The organism is Wolbachia endosymbiont (group A) of Nomada flava, from assembly GCF_964027055.1.
Taxonomy (GTDB): Bacteria; Pseudomonadota; Alphaproteobacteria; order Rickettsiales; family Anaplasmataceae; genus Wolbachia; species Wolbachia pipientis.
In genome coordinates, this window is record NZ_OZ034725.1 from 970,043 (window position 1) to 994,424 (window position 24,382).

At 34.7% G+C, this 24,382-nt stretch carries 27 protein-coding genes and 1 pseudogene; 9 read left to right on the forward strand and 19 right to left on the reverse strand.

Features of this window, described 5'->3' with window-relative positions:
• Window positions 1-243: 243 nt before the first annotated feature.
• The 6 genes and pseudogenes from AAGD70_RS05070 to AAGD70_RS05090 all read right to left on the reverse strand — a co-directional run bounded on the left by AAGD70_RS05070 (window position 244) and on the right by AAGD70_RS05090 (window position 4,307).
• Window positions 244-1,581, reverse strand: a pseudogene (locus tag AAGD70_RS05070) (IS110 family transposase).
• Window positions 1,582-1,870: 289 nt separating this feature from the next.
• Window positions 1,871-2,023, reverse strand: a complete 153-nt coding sequence (locus AAGD70_RS07825) for an IS3 family transposase (protein WP_146038203.1) — start codon at window positions 2,021-2,023, stop codon at window positions 1,871-1,873.
• 53 nt (window positions 2,024-2,076) lie between these two features.
• Window positions 2,077-2,211, reverse strand: coding sequence for a hypothetical protein (locus AAGD70_RS05075; protein ID WP_259349141.1), 135 nt, complete (start codon window positions 2,209-2,211; stop codon window positions 2,077-2,079).
• The gene (locus AAGD70_RS05080) at window positions 2,208-2,342 is read right to left on the reverse strand and encodes an IS3 family transposase (protein WP_007548354.1); all 135 of its coding nucleotides are present in this window, start codon (window positions 2,340-2,342) and stop codon (window positions 2,208-2,210) included. The genes AAGD70_RS05075 and AAGD70_RS05080 overlap by 4 nt, the downstream gene beginning before the upstream one ends.
• 209 nt (window positions 2,343-2,551) lie before the next feature.
• Window positions 2,552-3,481 carry an AEC family transporter gene (locus tag AAGD70_RS05085; protein ID WP_065094701.1) on the reverse strand — a complete coding sequence of 310 codons (930 nt, stop codon included), beginning with the start codon at window positions 3,479-3,481 and terminating at the stop codon, window positions 2,552-2,554.
• A 268-nt stretch (window positions 3,482-3,749) separates the two neighbouring features.
• Window positions 3,750-4,307 (reverse strand): GNAT family N-acetyltransferase, encoded by a 558-nt coding sequence (locus AAGD70_RS05090; RefSeq protein ID WP_065094702.1) that lies wholly within the window; start codon window positions 4,305-4,307, stop codon window positions 3,750-3,752.
• Between the two features lie 16 nt (window positions 4,308-4,323).
• On the opposite strand from AAGD70_RS05090, the gene AAGD70_RS05095 reads away from it, so the two are divergent.
• Window positions 4,324-5,487, forward strand: a complete 1,164-nt coding sequence (locus AAGD70_RS05095) for a multidrug effflux MFS transporter (protein ID WP_065094703.1) — start codon at window positions 4,324-4,326, stop codon at window positions 5,485-5,487.
• Between the two features lie 27 nt (window positions 5,488-5,514).
• Here the strand turns inward: AAGD70_RS05095 and prfA are convergent, their stop codons facing one another.
• Window positions 5,515-6,594 (reverse strand): peptide chain release factor 1, encoded by a 1,080-nt coding sequence (gene prfA, locus AAGD70_RS05100; RefSeq protein WP_065095337.1) that lies wholly within the window; start codon window positions 6,592-6,594, stop codon window positions 5,515-5,517.
• 98 nt (window positions 6,595-6,692) lie between these two features.
• Here prfA and yihA point away from each other — a divergent pair, with 98 nt between their 5' ends.
• The 4 genes from yihA (at window position 6,693) to AAGD70_RS05120 (ending at window position 9,748) form a co-directional block, all read left to right on the forward strand.
• Entirely contained in the window at window positions 6,693-7,286 is a 594-nt protein-coding gene (gene yihA, locus AAGD70_RS05105; protein ID WP_010962460.1) for a ribosome biogenesis GTP-binding protein YihA/YsxC, read from the forward strand.
• A 4-nt stretch (window positions 7,287-7,290) separates the two neighbouring features.
• Window positions 7,291-8,202: an acetylglutamate kinase gene (gene argB, locus AAGD70_RS05110; protein WP_065094715.1), complete on the forward strand. Its 912-nt coding sequence runs from the start codon at window positions 7,291-7,293 to the stop codon at window positions 8,200-8,202.
• A 400-nt stretch (window positions 8,203-8,602) separates the two neighbouring features.
• Window positions 8,603-9,064 carry a dUTP diphosphatase gene (gene dut / locus AAGD70_RS05115; RefSeq protein WP_065094705.1) on the forward strand — a complete coding sequence of 154 codons (462 nt, stop codon included), beginning with the start codon at window positions 8,603-8,605 and terminating at the stop codon, window positions 9,062-9,064.
• A gap of 249 nt (window positions 9,065-9,313) precedes the next feature.
• The gene (locus tag AAGD70_RS05120; protein WP_245611029.1) at window positions 9,314-9,748 is read left to right on the forward strand and encodes a hypothetical protein; all 435 of its coding nucleotides are present in this window, start codon (window positions 9,314-9,316) and stop codon (window positions 9,746-9,748) included.
• Window positions 9,749-9,862: 114 nt separating this feature from the next.
• Here AAGD70_RS05120 and AAGD70_RS05125 read toward each other — a convergent pair whose 3' ends face one another.
• Complete coding sequence (locus tag AAGD70_RS05125) at window positions 9,863-10,114, reverse strand: hypothetical protein (protein ID WP_082941394.1); 252 nt, start codon at window positions 10,112-10,114, stop codon at window positions 9,863-9,865.
• Between the two features lie 36 nt (window positions 10,115-10,150).
• Between AAGD70_RS05125 and AAGD70_RS05130 the strand changes: the two genes are divergently transcribed.
• The gene (locus tag AAGD70_RS05130) at window positions 10,151-10,336 is read left to right on the forward strand and encodes a hypothetical protein (protein ID WP_156518002.1); all 186 of its coding nucleotides are present in this window, start codon (window positions 10,151-10,153) and stop codon (window positions 10,334-10,336) included.
• A 26-nt stretch (window positions 10,337-10,362) separates the two neighbouring features.
• On the opposite strand, the gene nusB is transcribed toward AAGD70_RS05130, so the two are convergent.
• Genes nusB through yidC form a run of 3 tightly spaced genes read right to left on the reverse strand, consistent with a single transcriptional unit; the run spans window position 10,363 to window position 12,960 of the window.
• Window positions 10,363-10,845 (reverse strand): transcription antitermination factor NusB, encoded by a 483-nt coding sequence (gene nusB, locus AAGD70_RS05135; protein ID WP_065094707.1) that lies wholly within the window; start codon window positions 10,843-10,845, stop codon window positions 10,363-10,365.
• Entirely contained in the window at window positions 10,845-11,273 is a 429-nt protein-coding gene (locus AAGD70_RS05140; protein WP_065094708.1) for a 6,7-dimethyl-8-ribityllumazine synthase, read from the reverse strand. Before AAGD70_RS05140 ends, nusB begins: the two co-directional genes overlap by 1 nt.
• The gene (yidC, locus tag AAGD70_RS05145; protein ID WP_065094709.1) at window positions 11,251-12,960 is read right to left on the reverse strand and encodes a membrane protein insertase YidC; all 1,710 of its coding nucleotides are present in this window, start codon (window positions 12,958-12,960) and stop codon (window positions 11,251-11,253) included. Before yidC ends, AAGD70_RS05140 begins: the two co-directional genes overlap by 23 nt.
• Window positions 12,961-13,094: 134 nt before the next feature.
• On the opposite strand from yidC, the gene AAGD70_RS05150 reads away from it, so the two are divergent.
• Window positions 13,095-13,598: a TIGR02281 family clan AA aspartic protease gene (locus AAGD70_RS05150; RefSeq protein ID WP_065094710.1), complete on the forward strand. Its 504-nt coding sequence runs from the start codon at window positions 13,095-13,097 to the stop codon at window positions 13,596-13,598.
• On the opposite strand, the gene secF is transcribed toward AAGD70_RS05150, so the two are convergent.
• The 3 genes from secF to AAGD70_RS05165 form a co-directional block, all read right to left on the reverse strand.
• On the reverse strand, window positions 13,595-14,473 hold the full coding sequence (secF, locus tag AAGD70_RS05155; RefSeq protein WP_065094711.1) for a protein translocase subunit SecF: 879 nt from the start codon (window positions 14,471-14,473) through the stop codon (window positions 13,595-13,597). The two genes, AAGD70_RS05150 and secF, sit on opposite strands and share 4 nt — an antisense overlap.
• Before the next feature lie 200 nt (window positions 14,474-14,673).
• Window positions 14,674-16,701, reverse strand: coding sequence for a hypothetical protein (locus tag AAGD70_RS05160; RefSeq protein WP_065094712.1), 2,028 nt, complete (start codon window positions 16,699-16,701; stop codon window positions 14,674-14,676).
• Window positions 16,702-16,874: 173 nt separating this feature from the next.
• Window positions 16,875-19,001: a heme lyase CcmF/NrfE family subunit gene (locus AAGD70_RS05165; protein ID WP_065094713.1), complete on the reverse strand. Its 2,127-nt coding sequence runs from the start codon at window positions 18,999-19,001 to the stop codon at window positions 16,875-16,877.
• A 172-nt stretch (window positions 19,002-19,173) separates the two neighbouring features.
• Between AAGD70_RS05165 and AAGD70_RS05170 the strand changes: the two genes are divergently transcribed.
• A complete protein-coding gene (locus AAGD70_RS05170) occupies window positions 19,174-19,611 on the forward strand; it encodes a hypothetical protein (RefSeq protein ID WP_065094714.1) in 438 nt (145 codons plus the stop codon).
• On the opposite strand, the gene AAGD70_RS05175 is transcribed toward AAGD70_RS05170, so the two are convergent.
• From AAGD70_RS05175 to pstC, 5 genes are all read right to left on the reverse strand, one after another.
• A protein-coding gene (locus AAGD70_RS05175) for an IS5 family transposase (protein WP_264718686.1) occupies window positions 19,591-20,423 on the reverse strand; the annotation gives its coding sequence in 2 pieces (ribosomal slippage) (window positions 19,591-20,057 and window positions 20,057-20,423; 834 coding nt in all). The two genes, AAGD70_RS05170 and AAGD70_RS05175, sit on opposite strands and share 21 nt — an antisense overlap.
• 135 nt (window positions 20,424-20,558) lie before the next feature.
• On the reverse strand, window positions 20,559-20,738 hold the full coding sequence (locus AAGD70_RS05180) for an ankyrin repeat domain-containing protein (protein ID WP_245611051.1): 180 nt from the start codon (window positions 20,736-20,738) through the stop codon (window positions 20,559-20,561).
• A gap of 426 nt (window positions 20,739-21,164) precedes the next feature.
• A complete protein-coding gene (locus tag AAGD70_RS05185) occupies window positions 21,165-21,509 on the reverse strand; it encodes a F0F1 ATP synthase subunit epsilon (RefSeq protein WP_065095371.1) in 345 nt (114 codons plus the stop codon).
• Window positions 21,510-21,521: 12 nt separating this feature from the next.
• The gene (gene atpD / locus AAGD70_RS05190; RefSeq protein WP_065094931.1) at window positions 21,522-22,949 is read right to left on the reverse strand and encodes a F0F1 ATP synthase subunit beta; all 1,428 of its coding nucleotides are present in this window, start codon (window positions 22,947-22,949) and stop codon (window positions 21,522-21,524) included.
• 101 nt (window positions 22,950-23,050) lie between these two features.
• Window positions 23,051-24,139 carry a phosphate ABC transporter permease subunit PstC gene (pstC, locus tag AAGD70_RS05195; RefSeq protein WP_065094932.1) on the reverse strand — a complete coding sequence of 363 codons (1,089 nt, stop codon included), beginning with the start codon at window positions 24,137-24,139 and terminating at the stop codon, window positions 23,051-23,053.
• 107 nt (window positions 24,140-24,246) lie between these two features.
• Between pstC and rpmH the strand changes: the two genes are divergently transcribed.
• A complete protein-coding gene (rpmH, locus tag AAGD70_RS05200) occupies window positions 24,247-24,381 on the forward strand; it encodes a 50S ribosomal protein L34 (protein WP_006279898.1) in 135 nt (44 codons plus the stop codon).
• The last annotated feature ends 1 nt before the right edge of the window (window position 24,382 follow it).

The window sequence follows — 24,382 nt, forward strand, 5'->3', positions numbered from 1 at the left end:
AATAAAGAATCTATAACTAATTATCATGTTACTCATTAACCACCATGCGTGAATATAGGTCAATTATTGCCGCCAACAACCTTCTTTAGTTTTTATGTAGGTAATCCCAAACTTTATTTGGCTGATCAGTAGTAAAATTTTGATCCAATATGTTCGGAGCCACAACTCGGTTGCTTATTTGCTGTTTTTTATTTTTGAACCTTCGTCTAAACTTGGCTTTAATGCCATTTTCTCCTAAGAAACTCACTCAACTAACTCTTCTTGTTGAACTAATATGTAGCCAAATTCGCTCGCTTTTTTGATCAAATTTTTTACAGTTCTATCTTTATAGCGTGTTTCATAGTATTCCATTCCTTTTTCTACATATTCCTGTCCGTATTTGAGCATACTATAAAATATGCATGCCATTTTTCTTGCAGTAGCTGTTATTGCTTTTGGTGCTCCTAGTCGTTTTTTCAATCTTCTGTAGTATGCACCCAATGCACTTTTACTATTTCCTACAGAATGAGCAGCTATTCGCAAAGCATTTGCAGCACGGTTAATGACTTTACGTGTTCTTGTGTTAAACACTTTTTCCCCTGTAACTTTATTAGCAGGACTGAGTCCCAACCACGATGAAAAGTGCTTTTCTGTTGGCCATTTACTATGGTTTATACCAACTTCTGAAATTATGGTTTGTATACTTAATACATCAAATCCAGGAATTTTAGTGAAATCCATACCAGTTATTCGGTGCAGTTCCTCATACAAAGCAAAGCTTGGCTTACTTTTGCTATTTTTATTCTTTTGCTTACTTAGCTGTTTGCTTTCACAAGACTTTGTTTCAAACGTTTTATAATAGGCTTCAATATTTCTATCACATTCTGCTATTTTTTCTTGATAAATATTATATAGTTCAAATTCTTACTTTAGCGTGAATAAGTGTTCCTCTCTATAGTCACCAGCTAACGCTTTTGCAATAGTAGACTGATCATTTTTCATTCGCACGTCCCTGAATTCTGCCAATTTTTCAGAATCTCTTTCGCCCTCAATTATAGCTTCAATGATTTTCATACCAGTTATCCCAGTAATATGACTAATAACCTTGTGTAATTGTATATTCATTTGAATTAATGCCTTCTGCATACGCAGAATATGTGTAGATGCACTTTCAGTGAGATTTTTGCGTTGCCGCACGTAACTGCGCAATACACACATCTGATTATCTGGCCTAAACGATCCATGAAGCAGTCCGTAGCTAAGCAGTTGTTGGAGCCATTGGCAATCTTGAACGTCAGACTTCCTACCAGGTACATTCTTTACATGCCGTGCATTTACCAATCTTACCTCGAATTTGTATGACTCAAGTATTTGAAATAAAGGAATCCAATATACTCCTGTTGATTCCATAGCTACTGTTGTAACTTTACACTTTTTCAACCACTGTGCTAAGTTATGAAGGTCTTCAGTAAAGCAGCCAAATTTCTGAACGCGTTGTTCATCTCTTCCTTCAGGTACACACACATAGTGTACAGCTGAACCAATGTCTATTCCTGCTGCATTAGGATTCACTATTTCTAATTTACTTTTTGCTTTTTTCATGGTAACTCCTACATATAATTTGTAATAGGGAAACGCTTCAGCTTGGAACGGTTGATAGTACAATCTCCTAACCGAGGTAGTCTAAATGACTCCATCAATGATTTGACCGTTCCTTCCAAAACCATGCTTGCATACGGGCACTTAGGCACCATTGAAAATGTCGGTCATAACTGCAAAGGCGCTCCCTGTACAACTATACTTGAAAACTACTAAAAACTTAAATTTGTGTGTTTCTTTCTGATTTGACAGATTTCGTCTGTTCGATGCTTGCATAACACTTTGTACTGTTTTAATTTTTGCCTAAAGCTTTTAATTCAGCGTGAATTTTAGGGGCTCCATATCTGCATTTAGAAGCTTGATGTATTTTTTGAATATCTGCTAGAAGCCCTTCTTTTGCTAATTCTTTACTGCTTTTTTCCTTAGCAACCCATACCACCAGCACAAAACCCTACATAGTTCCTGTGTTTTATAGCAATTTCTATATAAAAGAATACTTTACTCTTTTTCTTTGCCCAGGGCTTTTTTTAAAATGTCTCTTTCTCTTGTTAGTTCTTTTTTTAGATCAAATCTTTCTTTGTCATAAGGAGCCTTTGCCTGGAAATGCGTATGCTCCAGACATTTTTCCATCATATTTTCTTACTTAACATACTGCCATCTATACCTAGATCTTTTGCTATTTTTGTACTTGCTTGACCTGTTTCTTTAACCAGCTTAACAGCTTCTAATTTGAATTCTGCTGTATATTCTCTTCTATTTGTCATATTTTGAAAAAACGTTTTATTTTACTCCAAAAACGTCTTAACTTTCTCTCTACTTTTTCTGGGTAAGGTCAATTTACCGCCGCGGCGCTAACTAGTAGCGGGATGACGGGTTACCAAATTGTAGAAGTTGCTTTAGCCATAAATTCAAGTTTTATCAATGTCTTGTGTTGTTACCCAAATAATGGTTATGCAAGCGCTTGAATTTTTGATCAAAAAGGAACAAGTTTAGTAAAAAATAATGATATTATTAGTGGAACATAAAACAGTCCCACTGCAGTACTGATTAAAAGCAACAGAGTAGCTTTATCTGGTTGATAATTCAAAATATTAGCAAGTATTATACTGGACCCAGAAACTGGAATAATAGCTAGCAACATCAGTGCTTTATATATGCTCTCGTCGTATACACCTATAACATGTTTGTCTATAAGAACGATTCCTAAAACAAATAATGGCCAGAATACGTACTTTGCTGTAATAGTGATCAAAGCAAGCTTCCAATCTACTTTAAAGCTTGTAATATTTGCAATGCTCACTCCAAGTAGCATCATCCCTAATGTGACAAATGTACTTCTAATATTCATCATAACATCTGTTAAAAAAGTAGGTATTTGTATATCGTATATACTTAAAAAGAAGCCCAGAACCATCGCATAAAGCGAAGGAAGTTTGAACAACTTTAATATGCATTCTTTTGCGGTATAAATACCATTTGCAGCTATGTAAAATCCTAAGCTGTTTTCAAATAGCGCCATTCCTACATAACAAACAACATATACAGATACTGAATCTTCATCAAATAAAGCCATGGCAATCGGCAGGCCAAAATAACCCATACTTGTGCTGCCCGAGCTAAACGCTAATATGTTTCTCGTGTTATCCTTAAATAAAAAAGAAGAAAGATAATACACTGATAAAGACATAGTGCTACCTATAAACCATATCAAAATCGGCAGAGAAATTACTTTTAAATTAACTTCTGTATGAGAGACTCCATATAAAATCACTATTGGATTAGCTATATAAAAGAGTATTTGAGATATAGTGTTTCTATCAATTTTAAGACATTTTCCTGCTAAATAACCAATAAATATCGTAATATAAATAGGTAATATTTTTAGGAAAAGAGTAAAGAACATACTAGCCTATTGTGATACTTTTGACTGATAAAGTAACATTAGATCTTAAGGTATTGTAAAAGTAAACAAAATTTATTTCCCAATTTATCCAGCTCATAGTTAATTAAATTAGTGCCAAAATTTGTTTTTACACAGGACTTAAGAATGACATTTTTATGATAAAATTATGTTAAGTTTCTATAAAGCTTCTTGCATATTTTTGAATAATGACATATTTACTAAAAATTAAACTGCTTGTAGTAATTTAGAAGGACTGTTGAAAAAACACTCATCTTGCATGGTTCTCAGGAATTCTTGCCTTGATCATTAAGATTGTACCATTACTTTCCCTAATTTTTTTAAATCCAACTTTTTCGTAAACACGGGTTGCACGAACATTTGCTGTATCTGGGTCAACAAAAGCATTTTCAGAAACTTTAAAGACAAATTCGTTTAAAAATATATTCAAAGCTTGTGGACCAATGCCTTTGCCCACATAACCCAGCTCTCCGATATACCAGTCTATAGCAGCACAGCTTTCTGGAAGCTCAGAAGTATCGTAGCCCTGCTCAGGTGGAAAATCATGTTTGTTATAGTATTGAATATAACCAATATCAACTCCATCACAATTAATAATGAATGCATGCATTGGTTTTTCAATAATTTGTGTCTTAAGTTTCAAACGTTTGAATCCTTTGATATAATTGCTATATTTTTTCCCAATTAACTCTGGTGTCCAATTTATATCCGCATCCCACCATAGCTTTACGTGAGGTGTTTCTAACCATTTTAATAACAGTAAAAAATGTTCTTCTTTCAACGCTTCAAATGTGATATTTTTATTCATTAATTGAAAATCTCAAATGTTACTACCATTTCTGTTAATCCTGTCTCTAATTGCCAAGTTCATTGAAATTGACATTTCCGTACCTAGTTTTCCTGATATGGTGCGCTATTTTAACGTATCAGAAGGAACAATTCAATTAACTATTGCTTATAATTTCCTAGGCTTTTGCATAGGAGGGTTGTTTTTCGGTCCATTGTCTGAATGCTATGGCAGAAGAAGGATTATGATCATAGGCAACACTTTGCTACTCGTCGGCGCTGTTGGTTGTGTTTTTGCACCGTCGATTTTTTGGCTTTTAATCTCTCGCTTTGTTCAGGGCATTGGTGCCAGCACATCTGTAGTTGTGTTTGCAATCGTTGCAGACAGCTATAAAGGTGACGAAGCGGTGAAATTTATTGGAATCATGAATTCTGTTCTTACAGTTGTCATGGCAATTGCGCCAGTGTTAGGCAGTTTCATCAATGAAATTGTAGGATGGCGTGGTAATTATGCAACTGTTGCAATACTTTGTTTAATCTCTTGGGTTTTGCTGCTTTTAGCGTTACCAGAAACAAAAAAGGACCGCGATATTTTCAGCTTAAAAAAAACGATGAAAGATTACAGAAAACTACTATCTAATCCGAGGTTTGTTACGTTGTCTTTGATGTCAAGCCTCTTTTCTGCCGCTTATATGTCATTCATCACTTGTGGACCTTTTCTGTATATGAAGACTTTTGGTTTATCTAGCACTATTTATGCACTACATCAAGGTGCAATAGTTGGGTGCTTCTCATTCATCAGTCTATTTGCTGGCAAAATCTTGCAGAAACTTGGAGCAATAAAGTGTGTAATTTTTGGTACGAGCGTGGGTGCTATTGGGTCTCTATTGCTTGTAATATTCAGTATAATTGTACCCCACTCTTTCTACTTAGTAACACTGTCTATGATTATTTTTTCTATCGGTTGTGCAATTTGCCAGGCAGTAGTTTTTAATGCATCATTAAATGTTTTCCCTAAAATTAAAGGTACGGCTTCTTCTGCACTTTCGTTCATTAGAGCTTTTATCATGGCTATTTTTATCGGCTTAACAAGCTACATTTACAATGGTCAAACAATTAGTGTAGCTGTTCTTGTTCTATCCGCGATAGTACTAGAACTTGTTTTTACTGTCTATCTATTGCGTTTAAAAGATCCTATGTAATTAATAAAGATATTCCATTGTAGGCTGCTAACTTTCCCCGGCCAATCTTTCTGCTTCATTACGTGAAATTAATGCCTCAATAAACTCATCTAGTTCACCTTCTTTTATAATCTGCTCTAATCGATGTGAAGTTAGATTAATTCTGTGGTCTGTTATTCTTGATTGTGGAAAATTATATGTTCTTATGCGCTCGGAGCGATCCCCAGAGCCAATCTGACTTTTCCTCATTGTTGACCTTTCCATTTCTTTTTTTTGTCTTTCAATTTCGTATAGCCTTGCCCTCAATACTTTGAGCGCTTTAGCTTTATTTTTGTGCTGCGATTTTTCATCTTGCTGTATCACAACTATCCCTGTTGGCAAGTGGGTGACCCTTACTGCGCTGTCAGTTGTATTCACTGATTGCCCTCCAGGACCACTGGATCTATAAACATCTATGCGTAAGTCTTTTTCTTCTATTTTAAAGTCAACTTCTTCTACTTCAGGTAATATCGCAACAGTAGCGGCAGAGGTATGCAACCTTCCTGAGGATTCAGTTTCTGGCACTCTCTGTACTCTGTGCACCCCTGATTCAAATTTTAACCTTGCAAAAACTTCTGTTCCATTAATGAGTGCAGAAGCTTCCTTATAGCCACCTATACCTGTATTAGAAATGCTTATTGGCTCGAACTTCCAATTTCTTCTTTCTGCATATTTTTGGTACATACGAAATAACATTGTTGCAAATAATGCTGCTTCTTCTCCGCCTGTGCCTGCTCTAATTTCTAATATTGCATTTCTTGAGTCATCTTCATCTTTGGGCAATAATGCTAACTTTAATTTTGCTTTTATTTTTGGTAATAATACCTTGTGCTTTTCGAAGAATTCTTCTTTTGCTAACTCTTTTATATCACCTTCGCTGTTTTCATCTTTCATTATTTCTTCTAAGTCTGAAATTTCCTCTTTCAGCGTGTTATATTCATCAATTATCTTGATTATTGGCCTGAGCTCAGAGTATTCCTTTGAAAGGGTAATGAATTCTTTTTGACTTAAATTGGTAGGATTTTCCAAATTTCTCTCTATATCATTAAATTTTTTCTTTAAGTCTTGTAAATTATTTTCCATATCCATATAGCACAGATCTAGCTAAGTAATATATACTGAAATAAAAAATTTCTTATATCAAGCAATAACACTATAATATACCTACTACCTTCTAGTTGAATATAATGGCAAAACAGATAACATCAAACTGCAATTTCATATTTGGAGCTTCGGACATAAAATCATTACCAAATGAGTCGGCTCCAGAGATTGCGTTTGCTGGTAGATCAAATGTAGGAAAATCCAGTCTGATCAACTTACTGATAAACAGCAAAAAAGCTGCCAGAGTTTCCTCTAAACCTGGATGCACTAGACAAATAAATTTTTACTCTATGTACGATGATAAGTTCAGGCTTGTTGACCTGCCAGGGTATGGCTACTCTCATGCAGGCAAGGAGGAAATTATACAATATTTAAACTTAATTGAGTATTATCTAATTCAAAGAGAAAATCTAAGAAGAGTGTTTGTGTTGATAGATAGCAAGGTAGGATTAAAAGAAATAGACAAAGACTTCATTTATTGGTTAATATATAATAACATTAACTTTAACATTGTGCTAACAAAAATAGATAAAGTAAGTCAAAAAAGCTTAGGTGCTGTTATAGAAGATATTCAAAAATGGATTAATAATGAGAATGTGTCAATTCATCAAATGAGCATCCGTGTTAAGCATAAAATAACCAAGGTAAGAGATGAGTTTTTCAAGTTTACAAGATAAAAAAATGAAGAGTAGTGAATTTTTAAAGGGTGAGGTATCATTTGAACAAAAAGCAGAAATATTACTTGAAGTGCTATCTAACATACCTAGCTTTGTAGGCGAGACTTTTGTCATTAAATGCGGTGGTACAATAATCTTAAATGAAACACTATTTAATACTTTTGTGCATAATGTTGTCTTGTTGAAGCAGCTTGGTATAAATCCGGTAATAATTCATGACGGAGAATATGAAATTAACTCGGTGTTAAAAATGCTGGATATGAACAGTAAGTTTGTGAATGGTATCAGACTTACAGACAAAGACACTATGAAAATCATTGAAATGGCACTGTGTGGTTCAGTTAATAAAAAAATTGTTCAGCATATAAATTCTGCTGGTGGTTCAGCTATTGGATTATGTGGAAAAGATGGTAACTTAATTAAAGCCGAAAAAATAACCGCTACGCTTAGAGAAGATAGATCAAATAATATCGAAAAGATATTAGACATGGGGTTCATCGGTAGACCCACTGAAATTAATCCTGATATATTATTTTTTATTGAAGAATCAGATTTTATACCAGTTATTGCACCAATTGGTCATGGAAAAGATGGGGAAACATATCATATTGATGCCGATAGCACTGCAAGCGCAATTGCAATTGCAGTTTCTGCATCTAAAATGATAATCTTGAGTGACACAGATGAAGAAATAGATAAAATTGGTGGCAGGAAGATATCTGTTAAAAATTTAAATGCATCGATTGATTGTGGGAAAATTAAAGGGGAAAAATTTATTGAAAGGCTTATGGCATACGTTAAAATGACGGAGGAATGTGCTGGAGTTGTTCACATAGTTGATGGTAGAATACCTAACATTATGCTTGATTTATTTACTGAGAATAATTCAAGTATATCGATTGTGAGTGATTTATAGCTATACTGCTTACAACTATACGAATACCAAGAGGGTGTCATTCAAGTAGCTGACACTGGAATGACAGCAATCTACGTCATACCGCAAATGAATCGCGGTATCTCTAGATCCCGCTAACAAGTAGCGGGATGACGGTTGTCAGGGTGTCATCCCAGTGCCCAGACACTGGGATCCAGAAGACTTAATTTCAACCAAGTGGCTGCATAATAAGGACTAGATTCCAGGCTGGAATGACATCATAGGGGCACTGGGATGACAAAAAAAGGAGCACTGAACTTGTCAAGGAATTTTATGGCCTAGCGTCAAGCGCTGGAATGACATCATTTACGATGTAACATTTATCACTTTTGCAGATACAATTTACATGCTATAATTGAGTCTTCATAGATGGTAAATTGGAGTGCAAAGAAGTAAAATTAAAGTAGAAATAAAAAGATTATCACACGGAGAAGACTTGTCTCTTCCATGTTATGCAACTACGCAGAGTGCTGGCATGGATCTTTATGCTGCATTGAATGATTCTGCTGTTTTAAATCCACTTGAAAGATTACTTGTTCCAACTGGAATTGTGATTGCAATACCAAACGGTTTTGAGGGGCAAATCCGCCCACGTTCTGGTCTTGCTGCAAAACATGGAATCACTGTCTTAAATTCTCCGGGCACTATAGACTCTGATTATCGAGGTGAAGTTAAAATTTGTCTAATTAATCTAAGTAATCAGCCATACGAAATAAAAAGAGGAGATAGAATCGCACAAATCCTTATTTCTCCTGTATCTCAGGTAATTTGGGATGACAGAGAAGAGTTCTGCACAGAAGAAACCGGTCGCAATGCAGGGGGCTTTGGCTCAAGCGGCAGGTAGCTTACGAAAAAGCTTGACTATGACAGTTTTTTTATTTAAGCATATTAATATTTGAGGTCGTTTATGCTAACTTCCAAATATTTCAAGAATCATCGTGGTTAGTCCCACAAAACAAACATTGCATTTGTAGCACTTGCTGCTCTGTGTGCCATAGGTGCAATAGTAGCACTTTCAGCACCGCTTTGGAGGTCTTCAACTGCAGCTTTTGCAACTACACCTGAAGCATTTATATTAGCAGGTATTAATATTATGCTGGCTTATTTAGCAATATATACTATTAGCAGAAACAACAAAATATCTGAGTTGAAAGCTCCGAAGATTGTTGTTAATGGTGAAGCAAAATTGCTAGTAACAAAAGAGGTGTATGAGGAAATGAAAAAGGATAACCAAGTTAAAGATAATGCGGAAGAGGATAAATGGTATATAGACTTCAGCTTAAAAGGCGAGAACTACCGTATTGCTGTTGATGGTCAGTTTGATAATGACGAGACGATAGGCAATACTTTACTCTTCAAGATAGGTTCACTAAAAGAGAAAAGCGATGAAGGTAAGTTCGAGGCAGTAAATGAAACAAAGTGGAATAAAACATTAGGTTTAGACAAAGATGGTGCTAAAGAGGTTAACACTTATTTAGGCTCAGTTATTGCTAAACAAGTTGCTCAAGAGAAGAGACTAGACAGCTAAGTATAAAAGAGGTAGATCAAGTCTGCCTCTTTGTTTTTTTTGATTTTCAGTGTTACGCGCATAACTGCATGGATGTTGCGATTCTCAAGGCAACGTATCTGTTTAGATGCATGGCTAATGCTGAAACAAAAATTCCAGTGTTCCCTTTCTTGTTATCCCAGTGCTTGACATATAACTGTACGAACATTCATTTTTGAAGGTAAATTGCACAACAGATGATGTCATTCCAGTGCTTGACACTGGAATCCAGAAATTTTGCTTATAACTGAGCTGATGAGCTAAAGGTAGTTGTCTTACGCTAAAATAAACGTTTTTAATTAAGTTGCATAGAAGCTGGATCCCAGTGTCTGGGCACTGGGATGACACCCCACTGGTGGCCCAAACTACAATGTTCGTACAGTTATGTGCTTGACACTGGGATCCAGATTGGGCACTAAGTTGATAAACACGAAAGCCTTTACAACGTTTTTGATGGAACTGTGCGAAAGGACTGGATCCCAGTGTCGGGGCACTGGGATGACAGGAGATAACGCAAGAAGTCTATTTTTGATGAGGTTACATGGAAGCCAGTGTCAGCTACTCGGATGACACCTTGTGCTTGCTGGTTATAACTGCTAAGGATTTTTATTTAATTTAACTGCATCTTTTGCTTTATCTAATAACCCATTAATAAAACCAATTTCGCTTGGTTTATCAAGCAAATCAGATGCAATGTTAGTATACTCATTGATAACAACTGGAACTGGCGTATCACAATTAGCTAACTCACATATTGCAACGCGCAAGATAGATAAGCTTATAAGATTTAACCGTGAGAGGGACCAGCTTGGGTGTAAGTAAGACTCTATTATTTTATCATATTCTTCACTGCTTTTTATAACCTTATATAACAAATTTTCTAAGAACTGATGTTCAAATTCTTCACATTCAAATATATCTTTCAACTTACTTATGTAGTCCTTAAGCTCAAAATTTTCCAATTTAAAAGTGCTTTTGTTGTAACCTACAAAAATATTTGAATAAGCAATTTGTACGGCAAGAAACCTTGCCGTGCTTCTTTTTATACGCCACTTTTTATCTACCGGTTTTTCCTCCATTACTTTAATTTGTTGTATAAATCTATCATATGCAAAACAGTTGAGGCTGCATGGCCACCAACGTTCTTTTTGTTTTTGTCAGCTCTAATTAGTGCTTTATCTTTGCTGTCAGCGGTAATTACGCCCATACCAAGGGGCATTGCATAATGCATAATAACTTCATTTAAGCCTTCGATTACTCCTTTACAAACGTATTTATAATGATCAGTTTCACCGCGAATCACGCACCCAAGAGCTAAATAACCGTCGTAATTAGCATTTTTACTTTTGACCGCAAAAAGAATTGTAGCTGGTATCTCGAATGCACCAGGAACTTCAATTATGTCATAGCTTACATGACTTTCTTTTAATCTATCAACTGCACCTTCAAGTAAAAGGTTTGCTATTTCAGCATAATAAACCGAATTAACTATTAGTATTTTCGACATTTACTACCACTTTTTTTGTTAAAAACAACTTTATTAATGACTGTTGAATTAAAGTTATAATATTACTAAATATCCAATATATTATCAGGCCGGCAGGAAAAGAAGAAAAAATAAATACAGAAATGTAAGGTAAAAACTTCATAACATTTACTTGAATATCATCTTTATTGGTTTGATCTTTCTCACTTAGCTTCTGCTGAATTATCATAGTAATACCAAAAATTATAGGCAAAATGCCTATAGAAATAGGAAAGTTATAATTAAACAACCCAAATAATGTAAAGATGTTCGTTGGGTCAGGAGCTGAAAGATCCTTAATCCATAAAAAAAAAGGAGCATGCCTCATCTCTATAGTAACAAATAATACTTTATATAGAGCAAAAAATACCGGTATTTGTATTAGCATGGGAAAAATGCTCGACATTGGGTTTACGTTGTTTCTCTTGAACAACGCAATTGTCTCTTTGTGCTGCTTTAAGCTGTCATTTTTATACAACTCTTTTATACGAGTTAATTCAGGCTGCAGGCTTTTCACCTTGAACATCGAAATATATGATCTATTAGATAAGGGAAGCATCAAAAGTTTGATTACTAAAGTGAGCAACAATATTGCTAAGCCAAAATTCTTTAAAACGAAGTTAAAATATTCAAGCAGTAAAAACACTGGCTTGGTTATAAAATAAAGAACACCAAAATCTACAGCTTTATCAAATAAAGGTATATTGAGAGTATCCTTATAAGAATCCAGTAAATTCAACTTTTTTGCTCCAGCAAAAAAATAATTCACATTAGAAGTGCTTGCACCAGGAAGTATACTCTTATAAGACTTAACAAAATCTACTTGAAATTTATCAATATCATTAGCGTTAGTATGTTTAATGCTTACATTTATTTTATCAGATTTTTCAGGTATGATGGCTGTGAGCCAGTATTTATCAGCAAAACCAAACCAATTTTTTTCACTTGTACTTGCTTTTATTAAATGTTTTTTGGAAATATCCTTATATGTCCACTCCTCTAGTTTATTATCAAATGTACCCAGTACTCCTTCATGGGATATCCAATAAGATTCGTTGATATTGTCACGTTTACGGTTGATTTTACCATAAGGAACCAAAACTACATTATCTTTTGTATTGTTTTCAATAATTTGCTCAACCTTAAACATGTAGTTATCGTCGAGGCTAATTTTCATTCTAAACAAAATGCCATTCTCATTATCCCAGAGTAAATTGACCTCTTTTTGATTGAGTTTCTCTGCTTGCCAAACTGCCTTAGAATCTGGAACTTTAATCTTGTTATTCGGATCGAGCCACCCAAATTCTGCGAAATATACATCTTTTGATTCTGCAGGTGACAGTAACACCACTTGTGGAGAAGAAGAACTCGGTTCTAAGTGGTAATTAGTTAAAATTAAGTCATCAAACCTTGCACCTTTCAGAGCAATTGATCCTTTAATCATGTTATTGGTTAAACTAACCCTCTGTTCTCGAGTAGAATTAATAATTTCAGAACGATTTTGGTATATTATAGGAGCAAGGTCGTTAAAAGATTCGATATGTTCAATATTTTCAATCAATGGCTGGTTTTGGTTTGTACTAAAAAAATTATCATAAATAATACGCCAAGACACCATGATTAACATGGAAAGGATAGCTGCCAAAATTAAACTTTTTGCTTCTGACATGAAATTAAATCAAACATATCTTCTTAAAGTGTATACTAAATATTGTACTAAAACAATGAAATTTACTTATTTTTAATAATAACTTTTAACGCTAATCTTTAAAATTTATTTTAATAGCTTCAAATTTTAACAATATGAACGCGGTGAAAAATCTAGTTATTTGGTTACTAATAATAGCCGCCACTTCAATGCTTATTGATTCACAAAGGGACAAACTAAGCGACAGATTTCTCAGTACTTTTTTACCATATAAAGGAAGAATTCAAAATAGTGGAAGTATCGAATTTACGAAATCATACGATGGACACTTTTATATTCAGGCTCAAGTCAATGATAGCAATATAACGTTTTTGCTTGATACTGGAGCAACCGATATTGTTCTATCACAAAAAGACGCATTACATGCTGGTATTAACTTACAAAACGTTCAGGATTTTAAAATATATGAAACTGCGAAAGGTCAAATAAAAGCTGGAGTGGTTCAAATACCTCAAGTTAAAATAGGAAATTTTTTGATTAATGATGTACAGGCAAGCGTTAACACTCATTCTATGTCTCATTCACTACTTGGAATGAGCTTTTTAAGGTATTTTCATTTCACTATAAGAGATAATAAGTTGATATTATACCGCGACTAAATATTCCTATGATCTAAAGCTCTGTAGGTCAATATAGGAGCAGAAATAAATATTGCAGAACAAGTGCCAATCAAAATACCAAAAAAAATGATCAAGCTGAAGTCTTTCACTGCATCTGTGCAGATTAATGCCAAAGGAAGAGCAGCAAGAAGGGTTGTACCCGAGGTTAATATAGTGCGAAATAATGTAGCGTTGATACTTGCATCCACTATCTCACTCATCCGCCCACTTTTACCACTCTTGCAATACTCTCGAATCCGATCGTATATAATTACTGAGTTATTGATTGAATAACCAATGACAGTGAGGAGAGCTGCAACTGATGAAATATTAAACTCAATGCCAGTTAGGCTAATAAAACCAATAGTTAAAATCACGTCATGAATCAGTGCTGTTATTCCACTGAATCCACATTGCCAATTAAATCTAAACCAAACGTAAAAAAATATTCCAACAATTGCAATCAACATGGATAACATTCCTTCAAATATTTGTGTTGAGCTTATTTGTGGGCCAACATAGTCTATTTTACGATAGCTTATTGAGCTCCCCAGCTTTTCTTCTAGTATGCTTTTTATCTTTTTGATTTTATTTTCGTCTCCCTCATCTTTAAAACGCATGACTAAATTATCACCCGCTTTTGAACTCTGCACTGTAAAACCATTTTCTTTTAATGCATCGAGAATAGAGTGATTCTCATCTGAAGATTTTATCTCTATCAAAATTCCGCCTGCAAAGTCTATGCCTAAGTTCACTCCACGCAGCACAACAGTGAGCATTGAAAAGATGATAAGAATAATGCTAACGAGTGCAGTCAAATCCCTATATTTACTAAACTTGATATTGAGGTTATCTGGAATGAGTCTAAGTGCCATGCTATTTACTTAAACTTGAATTTTATATACTTTTCAAAAAATTCACTAGTTTATTTTGTGGTTGTTTGACTATGTAAATTTTTCTGTCAGTTGATTCTTGTCTGTCAATTAAGTTCTATCTAGTGCAAACTTTGCAATTTTGAAGTACATGACAAGAGCAAAATACCGCCAATTTGGCCCATCATTTTATCTCTGCAAGTTCATCCCGCCTTTGCTATGTTAGCAACGCAACCTAAGCTAGGTTCCTTCATAGCAGTGTTAGGTACACTGCCATATCTTTCAAAACTTTTATGCTCTACAGCTTCCTCAACACTTTTTCCTCCTAAAAGACAGTTTTCCCCTAAACTTTTTCCCTTATCTTTTAACTCATTAAGCCTTGCTCTGTTTTCCCCATCAATCTCCACTTTTATTTTATTGCTGTCTTTCTCACTAGGACTTAGATAAATACTTATCTCTCCTACCTCAGTGGTAAAAGACATTTCAATACCACCTTTTGAGACATCCATGTAATTTCTTTTTCCCCCTATTTCTTCTACATTTTCAACTCTTACTATACTTTCTCCAATTTTGAGAATGCCAACTCTTAAATTTAAGTCTTTGACTTTTTCATTGTTTAGGATTTCTGCAACTTCAACAATACTATCTTGCGAGTATTCTACACAAAAATATCCATTATCCTTGTCTACTCCTAATACATTTTGAGTCTGCTTGCTTTTGTTTACAATACTTTCATATGCTAAATTATTAAGTCCTAAAATATTTTTATTCCTTTGACTTAAAATCTCTTTTTCTCTGTAAATACAATTTACATAATTATCGTGATTCTCTTTAGTAAATTTATTTAAAGTTGCACCCTCCGATATTACTTGTAATATCTTTTTCTCCTCTAGAAGTCTAAAATTCTCAGTAGAATCGACCCAATATCGTGCTTGTATTGTATTAATTATATGGTCTACAAAGGACTCGCCGTCTTTATATGGAAAAGTGAACATAATTCCTTGTTCCAGTGCTTGGCTTATAACTTCATCAAGTCTCCCTTTCAACTCCCCAATATCATCTTCTTCACATTCACCAGCTTCATCTGAATCACTAAGGATTTTATCCATTTCTTGCCAAATACTTTCATACTTTTCCTCTTCTGCTTTATTCAGTTCTATTTGGGCTAAAGAAAAAGAATCTTCTTTTATTATGTTTGTGTTTTCATCATGAAAACTCAGATGACTGTAGCGTTTACCACAATCTGTATCATAATGACCAACATCATCATCACCACAGTCCGAACTATCTTCTGAGTTCCCATCACTATCTGACCAATTGTCAACTTTCGGAAATTCTGAGCTTTTCTGTTCACCTTCAAAAGTCTGATTACTACCGTCAGCGCCCTTTGTCAAATTTTCTTTACTTTCACAAGAACCATCTGAACCATAGCCCTCGTTCCCTTTTGGATCTGAATCATCTGGATTACAATCAGAAGTTATTTCTGTATCTTCAGAAATCTGTTGATTATCACTTTCACCTAACAAACCACCATTTGTTGGATTACATACATTTTCTGTATATTTTTGATTATTTTGTGCTTCTATTTTCTCCTTTTCGTACAACAGTTCAAACTGATCAATTTCAATCGATCGTACTTGTGTCCTTGAAAGAAAGTCCTCTGGAATCTGATCCTCATCGTCAGAATTGTGACCTGAATCACAAATTACATGATCATTGCAGGTAGAATTATGCTCTACTGAATCAGTACTTTCAAAAATTTGTGGATTATTACTTCCGTCTGGCAAATTACCTGATAAACCAGTCTGATGATTATTTTCACCTACCCAACCATCAGTTGTTGTTGGAATATATATTCCTGTATATCTTTGGCTATCAAGAGAATCATTAGTTAATTGTACTGCTGTATAAGTTGTCCGGTCATCCTCATCATCGGAACTAATACCTGAATCATGGCCATCACCTTCTTCAATCTTTTGAGTTTCTATATCGTGTTCATCTATTTCGCTCGACGAATCATAGTTGGAAGGGTTATACTGTTGATTAGAACGGTACGTAGTGAAAAGCACTTGACTATGATTATTACTGTTATCACTTGTACAAGAATCATCGGAGTGCTGTAGAGGAGTTTGTGCATTACTTTCAAGAGTTTGACGCCACTCGCTGCAAAGGTCCTTAAAATTGAAAGCAGTGCGTATAACTTTTTCCTTGCCTGATACCCCACCATTCATATTGTATAACCATTACTCACTAATCCCTTAGTGAATATCGTAATATATAGGTCTGTCAATAAAAAAATATAACTTTCTTTGGTTCTAACCTTTGCAAATCAGTATCTATAGCTCGGTAATTTCTCATACGTTGCACTCTGGACCTAGGAGCGTTGTTAATAAATCCACGACAGCTAGACAACCCTTGCTCGTCCACTAGAAGGAAAAGCGGCAAGGAGCGAGCCAAAAGCGATGAGGAAGGATCCAAGCCAGATTATAGACATTCCAGGTTTATAGTGCACTTTGGCTGCGATTTTGCTCTTACTCTTATCAATCTCACCGATTACAACATAAATATCAGAAAATAAATTGTGGTAGATACTGCTTTCAACATTTTTCTGACCTTCCACAAGGTAAAATCTATATTCAGGAGTTATCTCACCCAATATCTTGTTATTCAACAAATTCCTGATATCCATTGTTCCTCTTACTGCATGGAAATTTTTTTCTTTTATTAGCTCAATATTTCGTAAAGTAACTTTAAATTTATTGACTGTTATGCTATCCCCTATTTTTAAGTAATTTTCTTTTTTCTCCTGCCAACCAACTGAATAAGTTATACCAAACACTAGAATTGCCACTCCAGCATGAGCTGCCATCATTGCATAGTAGGATTTAGAAACTCTTCTTGCTAATAAAATTGATTCACCAAATGCTACCTTAAATAAACAAATTCTTTTACTATATGCTTCTAAAACAAAGATTAATAATGCTATGGAGATGGTAATTGATAGCACAATCATTAGCTCCATGTGAAAGATAAACGGCAAAATAGCTGCAGCACTACAGAATGAGAATCTGTATTCACGGAATATTGGCAATAGACTATTTCCCCGCCAACTACAGTATTGCCCGATCATGGTGAGCACTAGAATAGTGAGTGCAATAGGATTAAATAAAGAATTGTAATATGGTGCTCCAACTGAAATTAATTCACCGGTTAAATACTCAAGCACTGTAGGGTATAAAGTGCCAACGAACACAATGAAAAAGGCAGTGATAAATAATAAATTGTTCATCAGCATCATCGTAAGGCGTGAAAAGAATCTTCTACCCTCTGTCACTTGAGTAGCAAGTTTCTTTTCAGATTCCAGTGTCACGCACTGGAATGACATTGCAGATGTGTGATTTTTTCTCGTAAACACTACAAATATTACTAAGCTACTGACTGTAATTACACCAAGTAGAGCTAATATATATAGTCCATATCTTGGGTCATCTGCAAACGTGTGCACTGAAGTGAGTATTCCTGAGCGGACTAGAAATGTTCCAGTTACACTCAAGACAAAAGTTGTAAGCGTAAGTAAAATAGCGAAATTCCTTAAAGTATTGAAATTTCGTACAACGAGCAACAAATGTGTCAGCGCTACTGCAATTAGCCACGGCATCAGAGAAACATTTTCCACTGGATCCCAAAACCAAAATCCACCCCACCCAAGTTCGCGATATGCCCACCAGCTACCTAAGCTGATGCCCAAAGTGAGCAGCGACCAAGAAATAAGTACCCAAGGCCTGACAATTTTAGCCCAAACATTTCCTTCAGTATTTAAAATTAATCCAGCTATAGAGAGCGAAAAAGGAACGCTAAATCCAAGGTACCCCAAATATAATATCGGTGGATGAATAGCAAGGCCTATATCCTGCAATATCGGATTAAAACCCAATCCATCTGTTTCAATGCCTGGCATTTTAGTGAAGGGGCTGGATTCAATTAAAGTGAACAGTAAAAAACAAAAGCAAATCAGCCCATGAGTGATAAGAGATATTTTTTTTAATTTACTACCATTAGTTCGTTCTGGTGTCATTCCAGTGCTTGACACTGGAATCCAGTTTTTATTACACTGCCATTTGATGTACTCATTTGCAATTAAATTGTCTGGATCCCAGTGTCTAGGCACTGGGATGACAGAAGAAGAGGCTGGGATGACAGAGGGGGAAACTGGGATGACAGAAGGTATATAAATATCCATTAGTAATAAATACATGACAAGCACTAATGCCCAAAGCAACATGGACCCTTCTTTATTTCCCCAAACACCACAAATCTTATAGATCAAAGGTTTTGTTGTGTGTGAGTGGTAATATACGTTTTCGAGTGAGAAATCATTTGTAATGTGGCAGTAGATCAAAATAGCCATTGACGCTGATACACAAAAAAATATGGCAGTGGTAATAAACCGACAAGAACTAAGCGGTAAAAACAAATATGTCAAAGACAATAAGCAGGCTAGCAATAGCAATATATTCCCAAGTTCAGGCATAAAAAATTATAGTTTTTATATAAACAATATTACTGATGACAAGTAAGAAGTTAAAGTGTTAATTGACGCTTGCTATTGATGCTAGCCCGTAGTTAGCTGTGCTACTATTAATTAAAAATTAAATATTAAGTCTTTATACTTTTATAGATAGCGTTAATATTGAGGTAACATTGTGGGTACAACTAAGATTAGTAAATTTCCATTTAATATAAAAGGTAAAGTGGCAAAACAACATGCCGAACCAATAATCGAAAAAAATCTCTATACTATTTTGGGATTCAAAGATATAAAAGATATAGAAGATTTTGAAAATAAGACAAGTAAGCTTGTTAATAAAAAAGTTTGGCAATCATTTGTTGACTGCTTTGCAAAAGAAATAGATTATGCAGCAACCGAAAAAGTTGTAAAAAACATCGTTTGTAACATTGCAAAGAGTGATCAAGGTAATGCTTTTACCAAAACTGAACATCTGATATTAAATGAAAAGCAAGATAATAAAAAGAGAGAAAAAGCGATTAGAAAAGCTATTAGTATTTTGAGGAAAATCAATCCAGAAAAAGCCTTTAGAGGTTGTCCACAAACCAGTAAATCAAGCATATTCCCTACTTAACATAACTTTACTCATAGCCAGATATATGAAACTTTCAGTAGATGTTGTAAGTAAATCGTACTCCTTTGATAGCCTTCTATTTCTATTGATCCAAGCAAAAGTCCTCTCTACCACCCACCTTCTCGGCTGTACTGAAAATCCAGGATCCCGTTGTGGCAATAGTTCTAGTGGTGTATCTTTATGCACCCAAAACCTACATGGAGGCCTTTTGACAATTTCAATATCTATCCCATATTCTCTCTTTACGTAATCCTTTAAATCTTTTCCTTGGTATCCCATATCAGCCCACATTTTCTTAATATTGCTGTATTTTTCCTTCATATTGTCCAATGCCATCTTCACCCCATCTCTGTCATTTTCGCTTGCAGCTCCTACATAGCAACCAAGCACAAATCCTTGAGTATCTGTGATTATATGTCTTTTTCTCCCCTTTACCTTTTTCGCACCATCATAACCTTTGACCCCCCTTTTTCCGTGGTTTTTACCGATTGACTGTCCACTATGCATGCGCTCGGCTCCTCATTTCTTCCCATTTTTGACCTACTATATTTAGTGATATCATAGTTCATTTTCTCAAAAATTCCCTGCTTTTTCCATCTTCTAAACTGTTCATGCACAGCCTTCCACGGCGGAAAATCGTGTGGTAAATAGCGCCATTGACATCCTGTGCGCAGTATATAAAGAATTGCATTTACTATCTCACACTTACTGTATTTTGGTGGCCTTCCTCCTTTCTTGTATGATACTCTGAAGTGTTTTTCTATTCTTGCCCATTCCCTTTTACTTAAATCTGTTGGATATTTTTTCCTCATCTCTTACCTCAATATTCTTTCTTTATATACTACGTATTCCTTGGTTTGTGGACAACCTCTAACTATTGCATTCCTGCACAATTTATTCTCATGATAAAAACGTCTTAACTTTCTCTCTACTTTTTCTGGGTAAGGTCAATTTGGTTCTGCACCATTTTTGAGTAATAGTTTTACTTCTTGTGCATTACCATCTTCTACAGCTAGGAATAATTGTTCTTCCTGTGTTTTTACGCGTGTTTCCACATTAGATATAAAAAATAACAATACTAAACATGCAATACCAATAATGCTAATATATTTTATAACTTTTCTCATAAGATATTTTACAATGCTTCTAATAATATTAGATATCATCTATAAAATTAAAAAATCCATGAAAGGGGATGAAAATATGTAAAAAAGTATTATTGATTAATTAAAAACAGATTTTGATTTGATAATACTAATAAAATCGATTTATCTTAAATTTACGTTGATTTTTACCTGTTATTTTTTGTAGTTTATCCAACGTAAATTCCAGGTAAAACAAAGTCGTTATCTCCAACCGTTACAACCAACTCTCCTTCTTTAATTTTTATTTGATTAGGTGTATGGTCCCATACCATCACACTCTGGGATCATACACCTAAAGTACTCCGACACTGGGATGACACCCCGGGGTTTCTGGGATGACAAAAAAGAGCCCCCTGAGCAAAAATCTTATAGCCACTTGAATGATAATTGACTTTTTGCCTAAAATAACTAAGAAAGAAACTTCTCATCAAGATAACTTAAATATATACTAATTCTCTTATTTTTAAACGATTTCTCATCATGAATTGCACGATCAAAAACCTGAATTTGACTTGTTATAATGCTACAATTATTACTTGCAACTTCTAATACGCCACTATCAATTACAACCTTCTTTTCTGTTTGATTACTCATTTTAACAGTAATCATACCAGGCAATAAATAAATTAAGTAAGGAGCATGGTGAGCTAAAATCATAAGCTCCCCTTCGAGCCCAGTTACTGAAAGAGAAACCACTCCACTGAATGAAATTTGATCATCAGGAGAGAAAAATTGCACTTTAAAAGTATTCATAATCTTTAACTTTTACTTAGCTTCAGCTTGTATTAATTCAGCCTTTTTTATTGCTTCATCTATATTCCCCACCATATAAAAAGCGGCCTCTGGTAAGTGATCATATTTGCCTTCAACAATCCCTTTAAAACTGGAAACAGTATCAGAAAGTGAAACAAATTTACCAGGCATGCCAGTAAATATTTCTGCAACGTGAAAAGGTTGAGAAAGAAATTTCTGAATCTTACGAGCCCTATCAACAATAATTTTATCTTCATCAGATAGCTCATCCATACCAAGTATTGCAATAATATCTTGCAGTGATTTATAAGTTTGCAATATACGTTTCACCTCAGAAGCTACCTTATAATGTTCTTCACCAATGATTTCAGCAGATAAAGACTGAGAAGTTGAATCAAGTGGATCAACAGCAGGGTATATTCCCATTTCAGCTATTTGCCTTGACAACACTGTGGTGGCATCAAGGTGAGAGAACGTAGTTGCTGGGGCTGGATCAGTTAAATCGTCCGCAGGAACATATATAGCTTGCACAGAAGTAATAGAGCCAGAAGTTGTTGAAGCTATTCTTTCTTGCATTGCACCCATATCAGTTGCAAGGGTTGGCTGATAACCAACAGCTGACGGTATTCTTCCAAGTAAAGCAGAAATTTCAGAACCAGCTTGTGTAAATCTAAAGATATTATCCACAAAAAATAGAACATCTTGGTTTTCACGGTCACGAAAATACTCTGCCATAGTAAGTGCTGTTAAAGCAACTCTAGCCCTTGCTCCAGGAGGCTCATTCATCTGACCATAAACCAAAACAGCTTGAGATTTTTCATGCTCATTTATATTTATTACATTTGAAGTGATCATCTCGTGATAAAGATCGTTACCTTCACGCGTTCTCTCCCCTACCCCGGCAAACACAGAAAATCCTTTATGAGCTTTTGCTATATTATTAATTAATTCCATTATTAGGACTGTTTTACCAACACCGGCTCCACCAAATAAGCCAATTTTTCCTCCTTTAAGATAAGGTGCAAGAAGATCTATAACTTTTATTCCCGTAACTAAAACTTCTTCCTGTATTCTCTGTTCAGTAAAACTTGGAGGTGCTCTGTGTATAGGCTCTAAGTTATATTTTCCCTTCAGTGGACCACACTCATCTATAAGCTCTCCAACAACATTAAAAATCCTTCCTAAAGTTGAACGCCCAATTGGCACCGATATTGGTGCACCTGTATCAACAAATTCATCCCCCCTTGACATGCCATCTGTGCTATCCATAGCAATACAACGAACTATATTGTCACCTATATGCTGCAAAACTTCTAAAACCAGCTCCTTATCCTTATATTTTAGTTTGCTTTTTAAAGCATTAAATATTTTAGGCAATTCACCTTCAAATTTTATATCAACAACTGCTTGAGTTACCTTAATCGCTCTACCTATATTCATCTCTTTATTTTTATCACCTAACACTATAATTCCATAAAAGAACTTCTAAAGAAAATAAATTTTATATTATTAATAGAAATTTTGCAACATTAAAACGCTTACTAGTTACGCTTCATTACAAACAATGCAAATGCATTTAATAGCCAAGTAATAATAAACAATACTAAACTAAGCGCATAAGCAGCAAGAGTTTGTACACTATTGAAATCCTGATCTCCGGTAAGTAATGTAGCGATCTGCACGGTAATGGTAGTAACTGAATTAAGAGGGTTAAAAGTCAAATTTGCGTTGATTCCCACAGCCATTAGCACAATCATTGTTTCACCTATCACTCTTGAAATTGACAATAAAATTGCACTTAAAATTGTAGGCATTGCATAAGGTATTGTTATATGCCATATAGTTTCCGCTGGAGTTGCACCAAGTGCCATGAAGCCATAACGCAAGCTTTTTGGAACAGATCTTATGGCATCTTCGAGTAAAGAAATAATAAAAGGAAGAATCATTATCCCAATCGATAAACCGGCAACTAAGGCACTTTCTGAGTGTATACTTAAACCAAAAAAATTTGCTACCTGCTTTATAAAGAAAGACAAAAACACAACCGCGAAATATCCATATACAACCGTAGGAATAGCAGACAAAATTTGCAAAGTTGTATTAACAATATAACGCACTTTCTCACTCGCATATTCACTAATATATATTGCAGAAAATAAACCAAGCGGAACGACAACTAACATTGCTATAATAGTTATAAGTAATGTACCCACCAAAAGCGGCGCTATACCAAAACATCCTATCTTCTCTTCATTGATAGTGACTACATTGTGGCACCATTTCAAGCAAAACAAGAATTCTGAAATAGCTACTTTATTAAAAAAACTAATGGATTGAATAAAAATAGACAGCATTATAAATAAAGTGATAAAAAATGATATGGCCAAAGCCACAAATAACGAAAGTTTTATTATTTTATTTCTTTTATTTTTAAAGATAAAAGCAAGCATGAAAAAAAGTAACGCTATAGAAATAAAAGTTACAAAACAATTATTATAGAATACTAACAACCAAGTTAGCATCCATACACAACTAAGATATAGATAAGATTTAACCTTATTTACTTCTTGAAACCTACTAAAACAAAATAAAAGGATTAGTAAGACAGGTATGACTATCACCGAATTCATTCTTCCATGCATCAAATTTTATTCTACGAAAATGTCATACAAGTTCACCATTATTTGACAATAAAGTAAAACAATTTAAAATAAATAATTATATTAATATAAAAACAATGAAGAGAACATTTCAACCAAAAAATTTGATAAGAAAGCGCAGACACGGATTTCGTTCACGTATGGCAACAAGAGCTGGAAGAAAAATCCTTAATAGGCGCCGTTCATTAGGGTGTAACAAATTATGCGCATAGT

Coding starts and splice junctions, on each gene's coding strand:
- AAGD70_RS05130 (WP_156518002.1), top strand. CDS start 10,151: ATGTGCTTGACACTGGGATCCAGATTGGGCACTAAGTTGATAAACACG.
- yidC (WP_065094709.1), bottom strand. CDS start 12,960: ATGTCAGAAGCAAAAAGTTTAATTTTGGCAGCTATCCTTTCCATGTTA.
- argB (WP_065094715.1), top strand. CDS start 7,291: ATGAAGAGTAGTGAATTTTTAAAGGGTGAGGTATCATTTGAACAAAAA.
- AAGD70_RS05120 (WP_245611029.1), top strand. CDS start 9,314: ATGCTGGCTTATTTAGCAATATATACTATTAGCAGAAACAACAAAATA.
- nusB (WP_065094707.1), bottom strand. CDS start 10,845: ATGGAGGAAAAACCGGTAGATAAAAAGTGGCGTATAAAAAGAAGCACG.
- AAGD70_RS05085 (WP_065094701.1), bottom strand. CDS start 3,481: ATGTTCTTTACTCTTTTCCTAAAAATATTACCTATTTATATTACGATA.
- AAGD70_RS05165 (WP_065094713.1), bottom strand. CDS start 19,001: ATGCCTGAACTTGGGAATATATTGCTATTGCTAGCCTGCTTATTGTCT.
- AAGD70_RS05160 (WP_065094712.1), bottom strand. CDS start 16,701: ATGAATGGTGGGGTATCAGGCAAGGAAAAAGTTATACGCACTGCTTTC.
- AAGD70_RS05140 (WP_065094708.1), bottom strand. CDS start 11,273: ATGTCGAAAATACTAATAGTTAATTCGGTTTATTATGCTGAAATAGCA.
- AAGD70_RS05150 (WP_065094710.1), top strand. CDS start 13,095: ATGAACGCGGTGAAAAATCTAGTTATTTGGTTACTAATAATAGCCGCC.
- rpmH (WP_006279898.1), top strand. CDS start 24,247: ATGAAGAGAACATTTCAACCAAAAAATTTGATAAGAAAGCGCAGACAC.
- AAGD70_RS05095 (WP_065094703.1), top strand. CDS start 4,324: ATGTTACTACCATTTCTGTTAATCCTGTCTCTAATTGCCAAGTTCATT.
- AAGD70_RS05180 (WP_245611051.1), bottom strand. CDS start 20,738: ATGAGAAAAGTTATAAAATATATTAGCATTATTGGTATTGCATGTTTA.
- AAGD70_RS05075 (WP_259349141.1), bottom strand. CDS start 2,211: ATGATGGAAAAATGTCTGGAGCATACGCATTTCCAGGCAAAGGCTCCT.
- AAGD70_RS05080 (WP_007548354.1), bottom strand. CDS start 2,342: ATGACAAATAGAAGAGAATATACAGCAGAATTCAAATTAGAAGCTGTT.
- atpD (WP_065094931.1), bottom strand. CDS start 22,949: ATGAATATAGGTAGAGCGATTAAGGTAACTCAAGCAGTTGTTGATATA.
- AAGD70_RS05185 (WP_065095371.1), bottom strand. CDS start 21,509: ATGAATACTTTTAAAGTGCAATTTTTCTCTCCTGATGATCAAATTTCA.
- AAGD70_RS05090 (WP_065094702.1), bottom strand. CDS start 4,307: ATGAATAAAAATATCACATTTGAAGCGTTGAAAGAAGAACATTTTTTA.
- prfA (WP_065095337.1), bottom strand. CDS start 6,594: ATGGATATGGAAAATAATTTACAAGACTTAAAGAAAAAATTTAATGAT.
- pstC (WP_065094932.1), bottom strand. CDS start 24,139: ATGAATTCGGTGATAGTCATACCTGTCTTACTAATCCTTTTATTTTGT.
- yihA (WP_010962460.1), top strand. CDS start 6,693: ATGGCAAAACAGATAACATCAAACTGCAATTTCATATTTGGAGCTTCG.
- secF (WP_065094711.1), bottom strand. CDS start 14,473: ATGGCACTTAGACTCATTCCAGATAACCTCAATATCAAGTTTAGTAAA.